Genomic DNA, 16,248 nt, shown 5'->3' on the forward strand with positions numbered 1-16,248 from the left:
AGGAGGAGAAGCAGGCGCTGCAGGAAAAGCGTGAGACGCGTCAACAGCAACGCGACCGGCTGAAGCGCAAGGCACTGGAGAAGACGCCGAAAAAGCTGAAGAATCCCTCCGACTTGCAGGTGCGCTTTCGCACGGGGGCCGTGTACACGGCGGTAACCGTGCTGTGCGTGCTGGCCGGCGACATTCCCATGGTGCTGATGCTGATGGCTGTGGCGGGCATTTGCGCTGGAGAGTTCTTCTATATGCTGCGCTCCGACGCGAAGCTGCCCAACGAGATGCTGGGCATTATCGCGGCGGTGCTGTATCCCCTCAGCGTGTATCTGGCCGGCTTGGTGGGAGCGTTGCTGGTTAACCTGGCGCTGCTGCTGGCATTGCTGGTGTGGTACGTGTTCTGGCTGCGGGCGCGCATTCCCGATGTGGGCGTGAGCTTTTTCGGAGCTGCTTATACGGGACTTTTGCTGTGCGGGCTCATTGTGATACGCGTGTCGCTGCCCGATCCGTGGGGCGGTGTGGCCGTGCTGCTGCTGTTCCTCAGCGTGTGGGCCAACGACGCTTTCGCCTATTTGGTGGGAAGCAAGATCGGGCGTCATAAGCTGGCACCGCGCACCAGCCCGAAGAAGAGCTGGGAGGGTTTCTTCGCCGGATTGGTGGGCTCGGTGCTGTTCTGGTGCCTGATGACGCTGGTGCCCGGCGTGACGATGTCCATTGTGCAGGCCGTGGTCTTCGGCATTCTGTCGGGATGCATGGGCGTGCTGGGCGATTTGGCGGAAAGCCGCATCAAGCGCAACTCCGGATTTAAAGATTCGGGCACCATTATGCCGGGCCACGGCGGCCTGCTCGATCGCAGCGACTCGTTGTTCCTTACCTCTATTACCGCGGCCATCCTCATGGTGGCCGGCGGATGCATTCCCTACGCCGTGTTCTAACGGCACGGGCAACCTGTTCTCCCTCGATTGAAAGGCGTCGCCATGGGCAAACGTCGCATTGTGGTTCTCGGCTCCACGGGATCGATTGGCACGCAGACGCTGGACGTGGTGCGCCAGCACGGCGATGCGCTGGAGATTGTCGGTCTGGCCGTGCATGGGAGCGTCGACGAGCTGCTGGTACAGGCGCGCGCGTTCGGTGTGCGCCACCTGGCGGTGGGCAACGAGGCTTTGGCTGACGATGCGCGCTGCGACGAGGCGCGGGAGTTGGTGCGCTCGCTGGCGGTAGCCGCTAGCGAGCCCGACGACTGGTCGTTTGGCGTAGGCCCCGATGCGGTAGCTGCCCTGGCGCAGCTGTCCGAGGCCGAGGTGGTGGTGAACGCCCTGGTGGGCGCTGCCGGCCTGCGGGCAAGCTACGACACGTTAGCGGCCGGCAAGGTGCTGGCTCTGGCTAATAAGGAATCGCTGGTGGTGGGGGGAGATTTGATCATGCCCCTGGCGGCGCAGGTGGATGCCCAGCGACGGGCCGCGGGCACGGCACCGGCGGTGGGCCCAGCCGGCGCGCTGATGCCCATCGATTCGGAGCATGGGGCCATCTATCAGTGCCTGTTGGGTGAGGACGCCCGCGAGGTATCGAAGCTGTGGGTGACGGCGTCGGGCGGCCCCTTCCGCGGGAAGACCCGCGCCGAGTTGGGGTCCATCACGCCGGCTCAGGCTTTGGCCCATCCCACGTGGAATATGGGAGCCAAGATATCCATCGACTCATCCACGCTAATGAACAAGGGGCTGGAGGTTATCGAGGCCCATCACCTGTTCGCGATGCCCTACGACAAGATCGAGGTGGTGGTGCAGCCCCAGAGCGCCATTCACTCCATGGTGGAGTTCACCGACGGCTCGGTGAAGGCGCATCTGGGCACCACCGACATGCGCATTCCCATTCAGTTCGCCCTGTCGTATCCCGAGCGGTGGGCTGCCCCGGTGGCGCCCCTCGACTTCCGCACGCTGGGCACGCTGGAGTTCGCCGCACCCGACACCGATACGTTCCGCTGTCTGGCGTTGGCTCGGCATGCCGGCGAGGCGGGCGGCACACTGCCCTGTGTGATGAACGCGGCGAACGAGGTGGCTGTGGCGGCGTTTCTGGCCGAGCAGATTGGCTATCTGGATATCGCCGCGTGTGTGGAGGCTGCTATGGAGGCCCACGAGCGCGATGGTGTGCAGACAGTGGAGAGCATCTCCCAGTTGCAGGATGTGGACGCTTGGGCTCGTGTCACGGCCCGCGCGTGGTGCGAGCGCGCAGCTCGCTGAGAGGTCCTGAACGGGCAGGGTGCTGGCACCCCAGATGGGCAAGCGCGCCCGTGCTCTGACGCCCGCCTTCTGGGGTTGCAATCTTCCTGGAAAAGGACTGAAGGGCAAGGGGAGTTAGCGGCCCTCGCCCTTCGTCATTGAAAAGCTATTTGCGCAGATGGCGCTTGCGGTACAGGCTCCAGGCGCCCACTCCCAGGCTTACCAGCAACATAGCGCCGAGAGCGAGGGCGGTGCCTGCCGCCTCGTCGCCGGTTTGCGCGAGGCGCGTAGCGGGCTCGGCTGCCTCCTCTGCCCCGCCCGTGGGCGGCAGCGGCAGGTCGGGGTAGCCGTAGGACACGGTTTGGCCCTCGTCGTCGATATCGGCGTGCACGGCCAATTCGCGATCTTCGTAGTACAGCGACTCGAATACCACGAAGCTAGTGCCGTCGGCAGCGCCGCCTGGGATGGTTATCTCCACCGGCACGGTGCCCTCCGAGGCTTCGGGGGTGAACACGTGCTCGACGGTTACTACGCGATCATCGACGGTGTAGGGCTCGCCGGTTGCCTTGTCCATCAGCAGCGCCACCAATCGGTACTCATGGCCGGGCATGAGCCCCTGGAAGGCCACGGTGTCGATGATGGTGGCCTCGTCGGCGGGCAGCCCCTCATGGGTGCCGCTGGCGCTGTCGACGGCAGTGGTGCCGATGCCCACCGGGCTCACCGTGATGGTCTGCTTTCGATCATCGAGGTCGCGATGGCGCGCCACCTCGGCATCGTGCTGCAGCAGCGTCTCGAACACCACCAGCTCGGTGCGTTCGCCAATGGCGCTGGCGTCGAAGGAGAACGGTACATTGACATATCCGGTGTAGTCGTCGGGCGTGAACTCCACGGCGGTGATCACAGCTTCCCCGTCGACGAGGAACGGCTCGCCGGTGGCCTTGTCCATCAGCACGCCCTCCACCGTGTAGGGGGTGTGAGGGGTGAGACCCGTGTAGGTGACGCGGTCGATGATGGCCGCCCCCGGCACGGCGCCGATCTCGGTGTCGTACACGTCTTGGGTGGTGCCGTCGTAGGCGCTCGTGCGCAGGGTTGGTTTGCCCGCTGCGGTGTTGTTCAGCGTGCCCAGGTCGACCACCTGACAGTCGTCGGTTTCGTCCACCACCACCTCGTCGTGGATCATCTGGAAAAGCTCGTTGCCGGGGCAGCGAAGTTCTTCCAGATCGTAGGTGTCGAAGGGCAGGGCGCCTCGGGCGTTGTCTACGGGCGCAGCGCTTCCGTTGGCGGCGAGGCCGAACCAGGTGCCGGCTGTGGCATCCAGGGCCTCCTCATCCAGCACCAGGGGCATCTGGAAGCTGCCGTCCTCGGCGCGAAACTGCTCGTCGTTGGCGTTGGTGCGCGCGTCGTGGGGATGGGCGGCGGTAGCCTGGGTTGAGGCCATGCCGTTCTTGTCGGTTACGATGATGTGCCACTCGCCCGTGGTCTTCGAGGTGAGCTTGAAGGGGATGCCCGCCAGCTTGGCCGCTCCGTCGGCGCGCTTGAGGAACGCGAGGTCGGCGCGGGCCACGCGGTCGGTGACCAGGTCGCCGTCCTGCTCGGCGTTAAACGTCTCCACCACCTCGTCATCGTGGTTCGCATCGGCGACGTGGCGTACGTGCACAGTGTCGTCCAGTAGGTATCCCTCGGGTGCTTTCACCTCCAGAATGGTGTAGGTTCCCAGGGGCAGCGCGGCGCGGCCATCCGACAGGCGGTAGAAATCCGGGCCGCTGATCTTGTAGGGCAACACGCTCTCGGCGTTGTTTTTGTCAACGTGCGTGAAGGTGCCGTCGGCGCAGTCCAAACGGAACGAGCCGGTGTCGTCGGTGCGCACGAGCCAGCTGGCGCGGGGGTTCCGATCGCGTACGGTCTCGGCAGTGGCTTGGGGCACATCGTAATAGTTGATGCGGAAGCGGGCATCGCCCAGGGTGGCGTTGCCCTGCGGCGCGGCCTCCAGCGTCTGGTCGTCTTTCTTCTGCAACACGATGGCAAGTGGATTCAGCTTGGCTTTGTCGGTGACGTTGGTCGTGTTGACGCGCGTAACCACCTGGTCGGTTACCACGACGGGGTACACGCGCGGGTCAAGGGCGAATCCGCTGTGGGGACGGGCGGTCTCCTTCACCCAGTAGGAGCCGATGGGCAGCTTGTCGGCGCGTGCGTAGCCGTCGCCCTGCTCGTTCAGGGCGGTGGTCATGCTGCGTACCGGCTGCAGACAGGCGGCATCGGCGAAGATGCCGTAGGTGGCGCCGGCCAGCGTGTAGCAATCGTTGCCTGCGGTAAGGTCGGGGTTGTTCGACACTTTCAGCAGGTCGATGGAGCCGGACTGGGGCTCGTCCTCGAAGCGGATGGCGCAGATGTCGTCGTCGCTTTCGGCAACTTCCACGGTGACCGATTGGATGCGGTCGGACAGGCGGAATCCGGGCGGGGCGAACAGCTCGGCCACGAAGTAGTCGCCGGCTTCCACATCGCGCACCACGGGGGTGGTGCCGTCCTTCTCGGTAACCAGGGTGACCGGTGCGTTGGCCTCGGCCCACGACTGGGCCTCCTGCCAGGTTTTCCACGTGCGCGCCTGGGCGAGATCGCGGGCGCTTGCGGCGGCCTGCTCGCTGTCGAACGCGGCGAACACGCCATGTTCCAGGGAGTAGTTGCCGTTGGCATTCGAAATGGACGGATCGGATGACACCTTGGTCAGCTGCGCGTTGCCGCCGCGGGGCGGGGCTGCCAGCAGATAGCCCACGATGTCTTGGAAGGTGTTGCCCGTGGCGCCCGACTTGGTGTCGAACTTATAGAAGAAGGTGTACCAGCCGGTGTACTTCGTCTGCGAGCCGTTGTAGATGCCCTTGAAGGTGATGTAGTTGTTTCCGTTGGGCTGGGGCAGCGGAGTGCCCGCGCCGTTGTTGATGTCCGACGAGCCGCAGCCGCCGCGGGCGATGGCCTTGTGGTCGGGCGACGTGCCCGGTAGGTAGCCGTCGTCTTTGTAGGTGGTACCCAGGGTGATGCACCGATCGCGATAGCTCTTGCCGCCCTTAGAGGTGGCGAACTGGGCGTCTTCTCCCAGGCGGGCGGCGATGGTGTCGGACAGATAGGCCTCCACTACCTCGTCGTAGGAGCTGTGGGCGGTGTTCAGCACAGGGGCGTTCCAGTCGGTTTCCGATGAGGTGCCGTGGGAGAACTCCCGATGGGTGCCGAACATCGCGCCAAAGCAGTAGGAGCCTACCCAGTGGCCGGTATAGCCGTAGGCGATCTGCTTCTCGGTTTGGTCGCGGTCGAACTCCTCGAGGCGCGTGTAGGGGTTCAGCTGGTAATGCGCATCGGGCTGGCCGGGAAACGCCACGGAACGAGCCAGCGGAGCGCCTTCGGTTCCCAGGCTGCTCGCCGGACCTTCAGCGGCGGCCTTCAGCTGCGCCACATCGGAGGCGAGCACGGTCTGCTGTCCGTCGTGATCGAGCAGCACGTCGTCGGTGATCAGCTGCGAGGCGACGAAGCGGTCGTAAGCCGCATGGGCCGGCGAAAGCCAGAAGACGATCGCCAGGGTGTCCAGGCGTTCGGCGTAGGCGGCCGGAATGCTGACCACGCCGGCCTCGCCGTCGTAGCGGCATTCGTCGGTGATGTCGCGCTGCTGATCGTTGAACGCGGCATAGCGGTCGTATACGGCGAAGCGCAGGTTATCGCGGTAGTCTAGGGCGGCCGACCCGTCGCCCACGGCGACGAGCAGCGTGTCGTCTGCGCGCACTGCCGAGGCTTCGTACTGGGCGAAGTCGACGGTTTCCTGGTCGCTGTCTTTGAAATGCAGCAGCACGCAAACGTCCCCGCGGGGCTCGTCTGCTGCCGCTTGGGGTGGGGCGCCCGTTGAAAGGGGCATAAGGCCTGCCAGCAAGAGGAATGCTAAAAGGGCGCTGATAGCCAAGCGCACCGTGCGCGCGCTGCGGGTGGCAGAATGGCTGTGATCCATCGTGACTCCTTTCTGCGCTGTTCCGGCAGCGCGTTGAACGGCAAGATCAGACGAATGGCCGCGGCAGTGACGTCCCCAATGCAAGAATGGCCGTGTGATGAGTTTGGCGTTCGGCGGCCAGTTCGTCTGATGGGTCCTACTGTAGAACCGCACTGTCGCAGTTCCGTCTCGGGAACCACCGCCGAAAGTTCGCCGCCCCGCCGCACGAAGATCGCGAGAAGACCGTCCCTGATGCGGGTGCGCCACCCGCCCGGTGCCGTACGGAAGCCGCCCGCTTGCCGCGAGCGCGAGGGGCGCGTCTGCGCCGACGCCCTTACACCTATCGTCTACTGGGACGAAAACGACCCAGCTATGACGGAGGCTATCCTGTGAAATCCCCGTAGGGACCTTGTAGTTATTTCACGCAGCGGCCCCGCTCGGCGCAGTGAAAATGCTGTGCGCTTTCTATAATGGCTGCGATACCCGGGCCGCATGGCAAGGCGGCTGATCTGCATTCAGACCTCGATAAAAGGAGATCACTCAGTGGACTTTCTCATCATGTTGGTGTGCGCCGTCATCACCATCGGCTTTCTCGTGTTCATTCACGAGGGTGGCCACTATCTGGCGGCCCGCGCCTTCGGCGTGCGTGTGACCGAGTTCATGCTCGGCTTGCCCGGCCCTTCCGTCGGCTTTACCAAAGGCGAGACGCGCTTCGGCGTGACCGCCGTGCCGCTCGGCGGCTATGCGAAGGTGTGCGGTATGGAGGCCGGTCCCCTGCAGCCGCATTTGCAGGAAGTGCTGGCGGCTCTGTACCGCCGCGGCACCGCCAATATGGAAGACGTCGCCCGCGACTGCGGCATTTCCGACGACGAGGCCTACGAGGCCCTGGAGGAGCTGGTGGAGTGGGGCAGCATCATGGGTCCCACCAAGCAGGATGAGTTCAACACCTACCGCGCCCCGCGCGTGGTACCCAGCAAGCGCGCGGTGAGGAAGGCTGAGGCGGCGGGCGCTCCGGCGCTGCCCATCTACGAGCTGGGCGAGCCGCGTCCGGTGCACGACGAACGCGTGCTGTACGAATCGGAATACCATCAGCAGTATCGCTCGCTCCCCTTCTGGAAGCGTTCGGTCATTCTGCTGGCCGGCATTGCCACGAACCTACTGTTCGCCATGCTGGTGTTCGTGCTGGTGTTCTCGGTTATCGGGTTTCAGGTGGCGCATCCGGAAACCGGCGAGATCGTGACCATTCACGCTTCGGTGCTGCAGGCCATCCAGGCCGGGTTCGCCTACATCGGCATGGTGGTGCAGGCGGTGGCCGGCCTGTTCAATCCCGCCACGGCCGCGCAGACGGTGTCCGACTCCACCTCCATCGTGGGCATCGCCGTTATGTCGAAGGACTATTTCCAGGCTGGCCTTATCGAGGCGCTGGAGTTCATGGCCATGATCTCGGTGTCGCTCGGCATTATGAACCTGCTACCCATCCCGCCGCTGGACGGTGGACGTTTCGTGGTGGAAATCTTCCAGAAAGGCACCCGCAAGACCGTGTCCCAGAAGGCTATGAACTACATGTCCATGGCGGGCATGGCCCTGTTCCTCGGCTTTTTCGTGATCATGTTGAACCAGGACATCCAGCGCTTCGTCTTCGGCAACTGGTAATGCTTGTCGTGCGCTACTACATGAATGATGTATGGGGACGGCTTGCGAGCCGTCCCCGGCTTTGTAATGGGGCGATTTATTGCGCTCTAAGTCCGGAGCAGATGTGGTGAGAGTCCCTTCGAAAAGGTTGGCTGAGATCTATGGGCGCGGGTGGAGTGTCCAGTAATTTGTGTCATTGCATGTGTTTGGCTAGCGTGTTTCCCATGACGAGAAATTCTCCGCACTGCGGAGAGAATTTGGCAAAAGTGCGTCACCGTTGAAAACGAACAGGGGCGAAGGTGCACTTCGCACATGAGAAAAATGGGACCGCGAGGCTTCGAAGGGCTTCGTGCGGCTTTTGTCTGCCGCCTTTCGATGTGTTCTGCTAAAATCCACGGTACCACAACAGCAGGTTCTCCCATCGTTGGGATGGAGAGGCTGCATACAGCTGAATATGTCCAACTCGGAAAACACAAATAGGAGGGCATCTGCCTTTCAAGGTGTTTTGCGAGTTATGCAGCCTTGCTGTTGTGGTGACTGTGGCGGATGTCCTCCTCTTTTGTCGCTGCTCAGCGCACCCGGATCTCCCCTGCGGTCGAGATGTTCGATTTCGGAGAAGGAGATATCAAATGAGGCGTGTGCTATTGATTTTCATGATGACTTTGGTCGTTTGCGGCGGCTTAAATGGATGCGCAAACAGCCCTAAAGAAATTTCAGGAACGATGGGAAGCGTTATCGCCGAAGAGGAGAACTCTGTTCGAAATGCGATTTCGGAAACCAAAGATGCAGATACGGAAGAAGCGGGGGCAGAGGAGTACAGTGGCGAGACGATCGAATATGCTTTAAGCGCCGGCGGCATCTTTGTGTTGAATTCAGATAGCGAGACCGTGGAGCCGCTTGACTTATATGCGCTCTCATTCCATGCATTAGATGATGAAAGGGATGTTTGCATAGGAGGCGATGATCCAATTGTCCTGGATAGAAAGCTCGGGGCAAAATTGATCTTCATTGATGAGAGTGAATATGGCTTCTATGGGGCTAAGCGGGTTTTGGAAAACGGTTATACGGTGGCAGAAGGTACAGAGAGCAGCATTTCAGCCTATGATAAAGTGGACGGGATAACAGTGTCTGATTTTTCCGATGAGGAAACCGGGCAATTTCTCGCTGAACGAGGAATAATTCTTGATGACTGTCGCATTGGGGGACGAGTCGATTTTCTGAAATCAGCCACTTCTTGTGCCTTTGACGCCGAATGGTATGAAGGAACCCAATGGGAAAGCGGGATGCTTCGCTTGGAAACCCCATATTACATTTTCGACGACAGCGAAGATCTTGATGGGTCTATCCCGACCAAAAGTGGTTACTTTGAAGTAGATACTTCAAACTGGGAATCGGGGCTTTATCTCGTGCAGATGTCCGTGGGGGGCGGTAACTCCGGTTATGCTTCACTAGAGGTACTCTAGGTACGAACCAGTTAAAGATCGCAAGCAAGTTATCTCGCACGGTTTGGGAGGGGAACTATGCAATTTAGTGCGGCCTGCGTCAGGCGAATACGCAGGCCACATTCGCTATTGTGATGAGGTTGGGCGCGCCCAGTCCGGCAAGCTCTATAATTGCTTGGAATTGACGTGTTCTAAGGAATGCCTATGACCAAGGAATTGAAGCCCCACGAGCGTACGCGCCAGATTATGGTGGGCGACGTGCCCGTGGGCGGCGGGGCGCCGGTGGCGGTGCAATCGATGCTGAATGCGGCCGCCGACGATGTGGCTGCCAACCTCGCGCAGATTCAGGCGCTGGCCGAGGCCGGCTGCGAGATCGTGCGCATGGCCATCCCCCGGCGCGACTGCCTGGATGCCTTCGAGGCCGTGTGCGCCGCGTCACCCCTGCCCGTGGTGGCCGACATCCACTTCGACGCGCGCATCGCCAGCGAGGCGGCGCGGCGCGGCGCGGCCAAGCTGCGCATCAACCCGGGCAACATCGGAGGCCTGGAGGCCACGCGCGAGGTGATCGCCGCAGCTCGCGAGGCGGGCATTCCCATTCGCATCGGCGTGAACGCCGGCTCGCTGGACGACGCATTGGCCGCCCGCGACGACCTGACGCTGCCCGAGAAGCTGGCGGCCTCGGCGGCCGAGTACGTGCGCTTCTTTCAGGACGAGTGCGACTTCTTCGACATCGCCGTGTCGGCCAAGGCTCACGACGTGCAGACCACCATCGACACCTATCGCCTGCTGGCCCGCGATCTGCCCGAGGTGCCGCTGCACATCGGCGTCACCGAGGCGGGCACCGCCTTCCAGGGCATCATCAAGTCGGCGGCGGGCTTGGGCGTTCTGCTGGAGCAGGGCATCGGCGACACCATGCGCATCTCGCTGACCGACGACCCGGTAGTGGAAGTGCGCGCCTGCTGGACGCTGCTCGGCGCGCTTGATCTGCGCCGTCGCGCCCCCGAGCTCATCAGCTGCCCCACCTGCGGCCGCTGCCAGGTGAACCTCATCGGGCTGGCGCAGGAGGTGGAGGAGCGCTTGGCGAGCGTGCAGAAGCCCGTGAAGGTGGCCGTCATGGGATGCGTGGTGAACGGCCCGGGCGAGGCCGCCGATGCCGATATTGGGGTGGCTTGCGGCGCGGGCTCGGGGGTCGTTTTCTCCCATGGTAAAATTGTCCGCAAAGTACAAGAGTCGGAAATCGTTTCTGCCCTTATGGAAGAGTTGGAGAACCTATGACCCAGATTCTGCGTATGAGCAACCTGTACGCCCCCACGCTGAAGGAAGACCCGTCCGACGCCGATATTGCCAGCGCGCGCCTGCTTTTGCGGGCCGGCATGCTGCGCAAGACCGCCTCGGGCGTGTACACCTTCCTGCCGCTGGGATGGCGTGTGCTGCACAAGATTGAGGACATTGTGCGCGAGGAGATGGACGCCGCCGGCGCCCAGGAGATTCTCATGCCCGCCCTGCAGCCGGCAAAGCTGTGGCATGAGAGCGGCCGCTGGAACGACTACGGCCCCGAGCTCATGCGCCTGACCGACCGCCACGACAACGAGTTCTGCCTCGGGCCCACCCACGAGGAGCTCATCGTTGACCTGGTGCGCAACGAGCTGCGCTCCTACAAGGAGCTGCCGGTGAACCTGTACCAGATCCAGACGAAGTATCGCGACGAGATTCGCCCGCGCTTCGGGCTTCTGCGCTCCCGCGAATTCATCATGAAGGACGCCTACAGCTTCAACGCCTCCCAGGAGTCGGTGCAGGAAACCTACGACGCCATGGGCGAGGCCTACAAGAAGATCTGCGACCGCTGCGGCTTGGAGTGGCGCGAGGTGGAGGCCGACGGCGGCCAGATCGGCGGCAGCGTGACCGCCGAGTTCATGGCCCTGGCGGAATCGGGCGAGGCGGAGCTGGTGTACTGCTCGTGCGGGTACGCCGCCGACGCCGAGGCCGGCGCCTGCATGGCGCGCCCCACGCTGCACGCGGTGGACGCCATGGAGAAGATTGCCACGCCGGGCGTGCACACCATCGCCGAGTTGGCCGAGTTCCTGGATATTCCCGAGTCGTCCACGGTGAAGGCGCTCTCCGGCAAGGACGCCGAGGGCAACCTCATCTGCGTGTTCATCCCCGGCGACCACGAGCTGAACGAGCTGAAGATCGAGGGCGTGGTGCCCGGCTTTGAGCTGCTGACCGACGAGGAGATGAAGGACTTCGGCCTGTGCAAGGGCTCCATGGGCCCGGTGGGCCTGCCCGAGAACGCCCGCATCATCGCGTCGCTGAGCCTGAAGGGCGTGCCGCAGTGGGTGGTGGGCGCCAACGAGGACGGCTACCACTACGTGGGCGCGCGCCTCGGCGAGGATTTCCAGGTGGACGAGTGGGCCGATCTGGCCACCGTGAAGCCCGGCGACTGCTGCCCCGAGTGCGGCCTGCCGCTGGACGGCGCCCGCGGCATCGAGGTGGCGCAGATCTTCCAGCTGGGCGACAAGTACTCGAAGGCCATGGGCGCCACGTTCATGGACGAGGAGGGCAATGAGGTGCCGTTCTTCATGGGCTGCTACGGCGTGGGCATCTCGCGCACCTTGGCCGCCATCGTGGAGCAGCACAACGACGAGCACGGCATCATGTGGCCGCCGTCGGTGGCGCCGGCCCAGGTGTGCGTCGTGCCGCTGACCGTGGGCGACGAGGAAGTGCAGCCCATGGCCGAGAAGATCGCCCGCGATCTGGCGGACATCGGCTTCGACGTGGTCGTTGACGATCGCGATGAGCGCGCCGGCGTGAAGTTCAACGACGCCGACCTCATCGGCTGGCCCGTGCAGATCGTGGTGGGCAAGCGCGGTCTGAAGGAGAATAAGGTGGAGGTGAAGTTGCGCCGCACCGGCGAGAAGAAGGAAGTGGGGCTGGATGTGCTGGCCGAGCTTATGGGCTTCGCCCGCCGCGCCATGCGCAACAACACCCACACCGGCGCCGGCTACGGCAGCTTCGACGCCATCTTCGGGTAAGAAGTTCCGAAGACACGAACGTTCCAAGGCCCGAGGCGCTTCGGCTCCTCGGGCTTTTCCATATTCCGCGCCGAATGGACGCGAGCCGCGCCGAATGGACGCGAGCCGCGCCGAATGGACGCGAGCCGCGCCGAATGGACGCGAGATCTCTATGCGCCGACCAAAGCCTAGTTGTTACAATGGCTAAAAGATGCCGTGCGAGAAAGTTGGGCTATGGATATCCGGACGCTGCTCGACAATTTAGATGACGCTCACGAGGGGCAACGCTTAGAATTCAAGGAGGCGGCTGCGGGCCTGCCCGACGATCTATGGGAGACTTATTCCGCCTTTGCCAATACCGAGGGCGGCGAAATAGTGCTGGGGGTGAGCGAAGAAGTCGCTGGCGGGAGGTTTTCCGCAACGGGCGTAGTCGATGCCCAAGGGGTGGTGGCTTCCTTCTGGAGCTCTCTGCGCAATCCTCAGCGGGTTGGTCGCGACGTTATGCTCTACGACGGCGTTCGCATCGAACACGTGGACGACAAAGATTTTGTTGTCATCGATGTTCCGCGAGCAGAGCGCGGAGAAAAGCCCGTGCGGGTGTATGACCGTCGATCCAAGGGGTTTGTCGCCTACGTTCGGCGGGATGGCGGTGATTTCAAGGCCTCCGAAGAGGACATCAGGCTCATGCAGTACGATGGCATTCCCAGCGCTGATCGGAAGCCCCTCGAACATTTTGGCATGGACGCGCTGAGTGAGGAGACCATCCGTCGCTATCGCAACGTCTTTGCGAGCAGTAAACCTCAAAATCCTTGGGTCAACGACTCCGATGAGGACTTTCTCTACCATATTGGCGCATTGGCGAAGGGTCATGATGGCAGGCTCCATCCAACGCAGGCGGGGCTCTTGGCCTTTGGGTACGAGTACGAGATCACGAATTACGTCCCGCAGTACTTACTTGATTATCGAGAAGAGAGATCGGGAGATAGGCGGTGGGACGATCGTGTCGTATCGCAAAGCGGCGATTGGAGCGGTAATCTTATCGACTTCTACTATCTTGTGACCGAACGGCTCGTGCGTCACTTCAAAATGCCTTTCTCCACCGACGAGACGGGTACGGTGCACGGAGCGCTGAATCCGGTTACAGAGGCTGCCAACGAAGCGGTGGCCAATGCGCTGGTGCATGCCTATTACGGAGCCAACGGAAGTATTCGGATCATTCTGAAAAAAGACCGGATCAGCGTGTCGAACCCGGGATCGCTGCTCGTCGACTGGCGTGTGGCGGTGGCGGGAGGTTTCTCCGAGACACGCAACCCCACCCTCATGCGCATCTTCAGCTTCATCGGTGCCAGTGATCGCGCGGGCAGCGGTTTGCAGCAGATTTGGAGGACGTGGCAGGATGTCTACGGAGAAGAACCGACATTAAGGGAGGCTCACTCGCCGGCATCGATTTCGTTGGAGATGCCATTGCGAGATGAGAAGGCGGTTGCTCAAGTTCGTGATCGTGCCCAAATGATGATATGGTCTGTGTCTCCTGTCGACGATGCAGCGATCGTGCTCCTTCTCGCGTCGTGTCCTCAGGGCCTTACTCCGCAGGAGGTTCACGATGCAACCGGTATCTCGAAACGAAGTGCCCAAGAGCGGCTGAAGCGTCTTTGCGAGGAGGGGGAAATAGAGCGCACAAAGGATGGTCGGTTCTATCGGTATCAAGCCCGAAGGCGCTGATGTTGAAAACACCAGTTCCGAACCCTTGTCAAAGACTTTTGGCAGGGGTTTTTCATGCAAGGGGAAAGCATGTCAAAGGGTTTTGGTGGTAGGGTTGGAACCGCCATGGCAACCTGAGCGAGGAAGGACGGAACAGTGGAGTTGAAGGAGCAGCTGAAGGAGCATCGGGCGCGGCTGGGGCTCTCTCAGGAAGAGGTGGCGGAGCGCATATTTGTATCGCGCCAGACCATTTCCAATTGGGAGACCGACCGCACGTATCCCGATGTGCAGAGCCTGCTTCTGCTGAGCGAGCTGTTCGGCACGTCCATCGACGAACTCGTGAAAGGAGACGTGGAGGCCATGGAGAAGGCGATCGAGAACGACTGGAAGACGATGAGCCGCTTGGCGGTGGCGGCTTGGGCGCTGGTGGGTGTGGGACTGGTGATGCTGTTGGTGGCGTTTGCCGTGCCCACTGGCGCGTCGTCGCTGGTACCGAACTTCACCGAGAGCGAGGTGCTGGGCATGGCGTTGTTCCTGGTGCTGTGGATTCTCGGCTGTATTCTGCTGGGCATCGTGGACCACATGAAGAAGCAGCACGATCTGGTTACCTACCGCGATATTGTGGCCTATTCCCGTGGCGAGGAGCCGGCGCGCGACAGCGCGGCCTTCAGCCGTCGCCATCCGCCGGCCTTATCGGCGCTCAAGCTTGCCGTATGCGCGGCGTCTGGCGCGGTGGTGGGCATTGTGCTCTTCCGCATATTCAGCTAGGCGGCGCCTTCCGCTGGTCATAAAACCTAAGCAAGTTAATCAACCTTTGACGGGGCAGTAACAGTGCTGCCCCGTCGGCGTTTGCGGGCAGAAGAGCGGCCTATGATGGGGGAGCTAACTCAAAAGAGCAAGGGAGGCCCTCAAATGACGACGATTGCCGAAGGATTCAAGGACGTGTTCCTGGCGGGCGTGGGTGCCATGGCGCTCGGTGCCGAGAAGACCCAGGAGCTGGTGGAGCAGCTGATCGCCAAGGGCGAGATCACGGTGGAGCAGGGCAAGCAGATCAACTCCGAGGTGCTAAAGCAGGCCCAGGCCACGGCCGAGCGCGTGGGCCAGCAGACCCAGACGGTGGCAAGCCATATGAGCGAGCAGGCCAAGACGGCCGCCGAGCTTCTGAAGGAGCAGGGGCAGTCCGCCGTTTCCATGGCGCGGTCCCAGGCCGAGATGGCCGCCGATGCGGCGCAGAAGGACTCTGCCGATTTCGCTGCGGCCCTGAAGCACGATGTGCTGGAGGCCCAAATGGCCATGATGACCCCCGAGCAGCGCGCCGAGTTTGCCGCCAAGGCTGCCGAAATCGCGGCCCGCGATGGGAAGGCCGAGTAAGCGCTTCTAACCATTTCTTGAGAAAATGGGGCAGTTTCGCCTGCGATGCGGGCGGCTGCCCCTTTCTTTCAGTATCCTAGCAGCACGCAAAAACGAACCTAGGAAAGCGAACTCATGGCTGATTTTATTGAGGGCAAGCGCCCGGTTATCGAGGCACTGCGTACCCACGTGCCTCTGAAGTACATCCTGATGGCGGACAATCTGAGCCAGGGCGATGGCTTGGTGCGCGACATTCAGCGCAAGGCGAAGAACCTGGATGTGCCTATCAAGAAGGTGTCGAAGAAGAAGCTCGACGAGATTTCCGAGCGCGGCAGTCACCAGGGCGTGATGGCCGAGGCGGCGCCGTTCAACTACGTGAACGTGACAACCATTCTGGATGCGGCCAAGAAGTCGGCCGAGGAGCACGACGGACGCGCGCTCATCGTGGTGCTGGACCACATTACCGATGCGGGCAACCTGGGCGCTATCGCTCGCTCCGCCGAGTGCGTGGGTGCTTCCGGCATCGTCATCCCCAACAAGCGCGCGGCCCGTGTGACGGCGGCTACGTACAAAAGCTCCGCCGGTGCCATCTCGCACATTCCCGTCACCCAGGTGGCGAACATCGTGAGCACTATCGAGCGCTTGAAGGAAGAGGGCTTCTGGGTAGCTGCTGCCACCGAGCACGCTTCCGACATCATTTGGAAGTCGAACCTCAAGGGCAAGATTGCGCTCGTTATGGGCAATGAGGGCGAGGGCGTGTCGCGCCTGGTGCTGGAGAACTGCGACTTCGGCGTGAAGCTGCCCCAGGTGGGCGAGATTTCCTCGCTGAACGTGGCCCAGGCCTCCACCGCCTGCATGTACGAGTGGCTCCGCCAGAACTGGTAAGTTCCGTTCGCCCTGACGGGACGAACGGGAACGCCGACGCTGCGGCTCCGACAGGC

General features: G+C 62.3%; 11 protein-coding genes. 10 read left to right on the forward strand and 1 reads right to left on the reverse strand.

Annotation, left to right across the window (positions count from 1 at the left end; genetic code table 11):
- Positions 1–17 precede the first annotated feature (17 nt).
- Together VIN30_RS02415 and dxr are read left to right on the forward strand one after the other, a co-directional pair.
- On the forward strand, positions 18–926 hold the full coding sequence (locus VIN30_RS02415; protein ID WP_394355771.1) for a phosphatidate cytidylyltransferase: 909 nt from the start codon (positions 18–20) through the stop codon (positions 924–926).
- Between the two features lie 42 nt (positions 927–968).
- A complete protein-coding gene (dxr, locus tag VIN30_RS02420) occupies positions 969–2,228 on the forward strand; it encodes a 1-deoxy-D-xylulose-5-phosphate reductoisomerase (protein WP_338208990.1) in 1,260 nt (419 codons plus the stop codon).
- Between the two features lie 145 nt (positions 2,229–2,373).
- Here dxr and VIN30_RS02425 read toward each other — a convergent pair whose 3' ends face one another.
- Positions 2,374–6,192 (reverse strand): VaFE repeat-containing surface-anchored protein, encoded by a 3,819-nt coding sequence (locus VIN30_RS02425; protein ID WP_338208992.1) that lies wholly within the window; start codon positions 6,190–6,192, stop codon positions 2,374–2,376.
- A gap of 522 nt (positions 6,193–6,714) precedes the next feature.
- Between VIN30_RS02425 and VIN30_RS02430 the strand changes: the two genes are divergently transcribed.
- The 8 genes from VIN30_RS02430 (at position 6,715) to rlmB (ending at position 16,192) form a co-directional block, all read left to right on the forward strand.
- A complete protein-coding gene (locus VIN30_RS02430) occupies positions 6,715–7,824 on the forward strand; it encodes a site-2 protease family protein (RefSeq protein WP_338208994.1) in 1,110 nt (369 codons plus the stop codon).
- A gap of 617 nt (positions 7,825–8,441) precedes the next feature.
- Positions 8,442–9,266, forward strand: a complete 825-nt coding sequence (locus VIN30_RS02435) for a hypothetical protein (RefSeq protein WP_338208996.1) — start codon at positions 8,442–8,444, stop codon at positions 9,264–9,266.
- A gap of 183 nt (positions 9,267–9,449) precedes the next feature.
- The gene (ispG, locus tag VIN30_RS02440; RefSeq protein WP_338208998.1) at positions 9,450–10,520 is read left to right on the forward strand and encodes a flavodoxin-dependent (E)-4-hydroxy-3-methylbut-2-enyl-diphosphate synthase; all 1,071 of its coding nucleotides are present in this window, start codon (positions 9,450–9,452) and stop codon (positions 10,518–10,520) included.
- Positions 10,517–12,277: a proline--tRNA ligase gene (locus VIN30_RS02445; protein ID WP_338209000.1), complete on the forward strand. Its 1,761-nt coding sequence runs from the start codon at positions 10,517–10,519 to the stop codon at positions 12,275–12,277. Before ispG ends, VIN30_RS02445 begins: the two co-directional genes overlap by 4 nt.
- 213 nt (positions 12,278–12,490) lie before the next feature.
- Positions 12,491–13,978: an ATP-binding protein gene (locus VIN30_RS02450; protein WP_338209002.1), complete on the forward strand. Its 1,488-nt coding sequence runs from the start codon at positions 12,491–12,493 to the stop codon at positions 13,976–13,978.
- 135 nt (positions 13,979–14,113) lie between these two features.
- On the forward strand, positions 14,114–14,725 hold the full coding sequence (locus VIN30_RS02455; RefSeq protein WP_338209003.1) for a helix-turn-helix transcriptional regulator: 612 nt from the start codon (positions 14,114–14,116) through the stop codon (positions 14,723–14,725).
- A gap of 144 nt (positions 14,726–14,869) precedes the next feature.
- Positions 14,870–15,328: a hypothetical protein gene (locus VIN30_RS02460; protein WP_326424118.1), complete on the forward strand. Its 459-nt coding sequence runs from the start codon at positions 14,870–14,872 to the stop codon at positions 15,326–15,328.
- A gap of 114 nt (positions 15,329–15,442) precedes the next feature.
- The gene (rlmB, locus tag VIN30_RS02465) at positions 15,443–16,192 is read left to right on the forward strand and encodes a 23S rRNA (guanosine(2251)-2'-O)-methyltransferase RlmB (protein ID WP_338209005.1); all 750 of its coding nucleotides are present in this window, start codon (positions 15,443–15,445) and stop codon (positions 16,190–16,192) included.
- Positions 16,193–16,248: the final 56 nt, after the last annotated feature.

Source organism: Adlercreutzia wanghongyangiae (assembly GCF_035989245.1).
Taxonomy (GTDB): domain Bacteria; phylum Actinomycetota; class Coriobacteriia; order Coriobacteriales; family Eggerthellaceae; genus Adlercreutzia; species Adlercreutzia wanghongyangiae.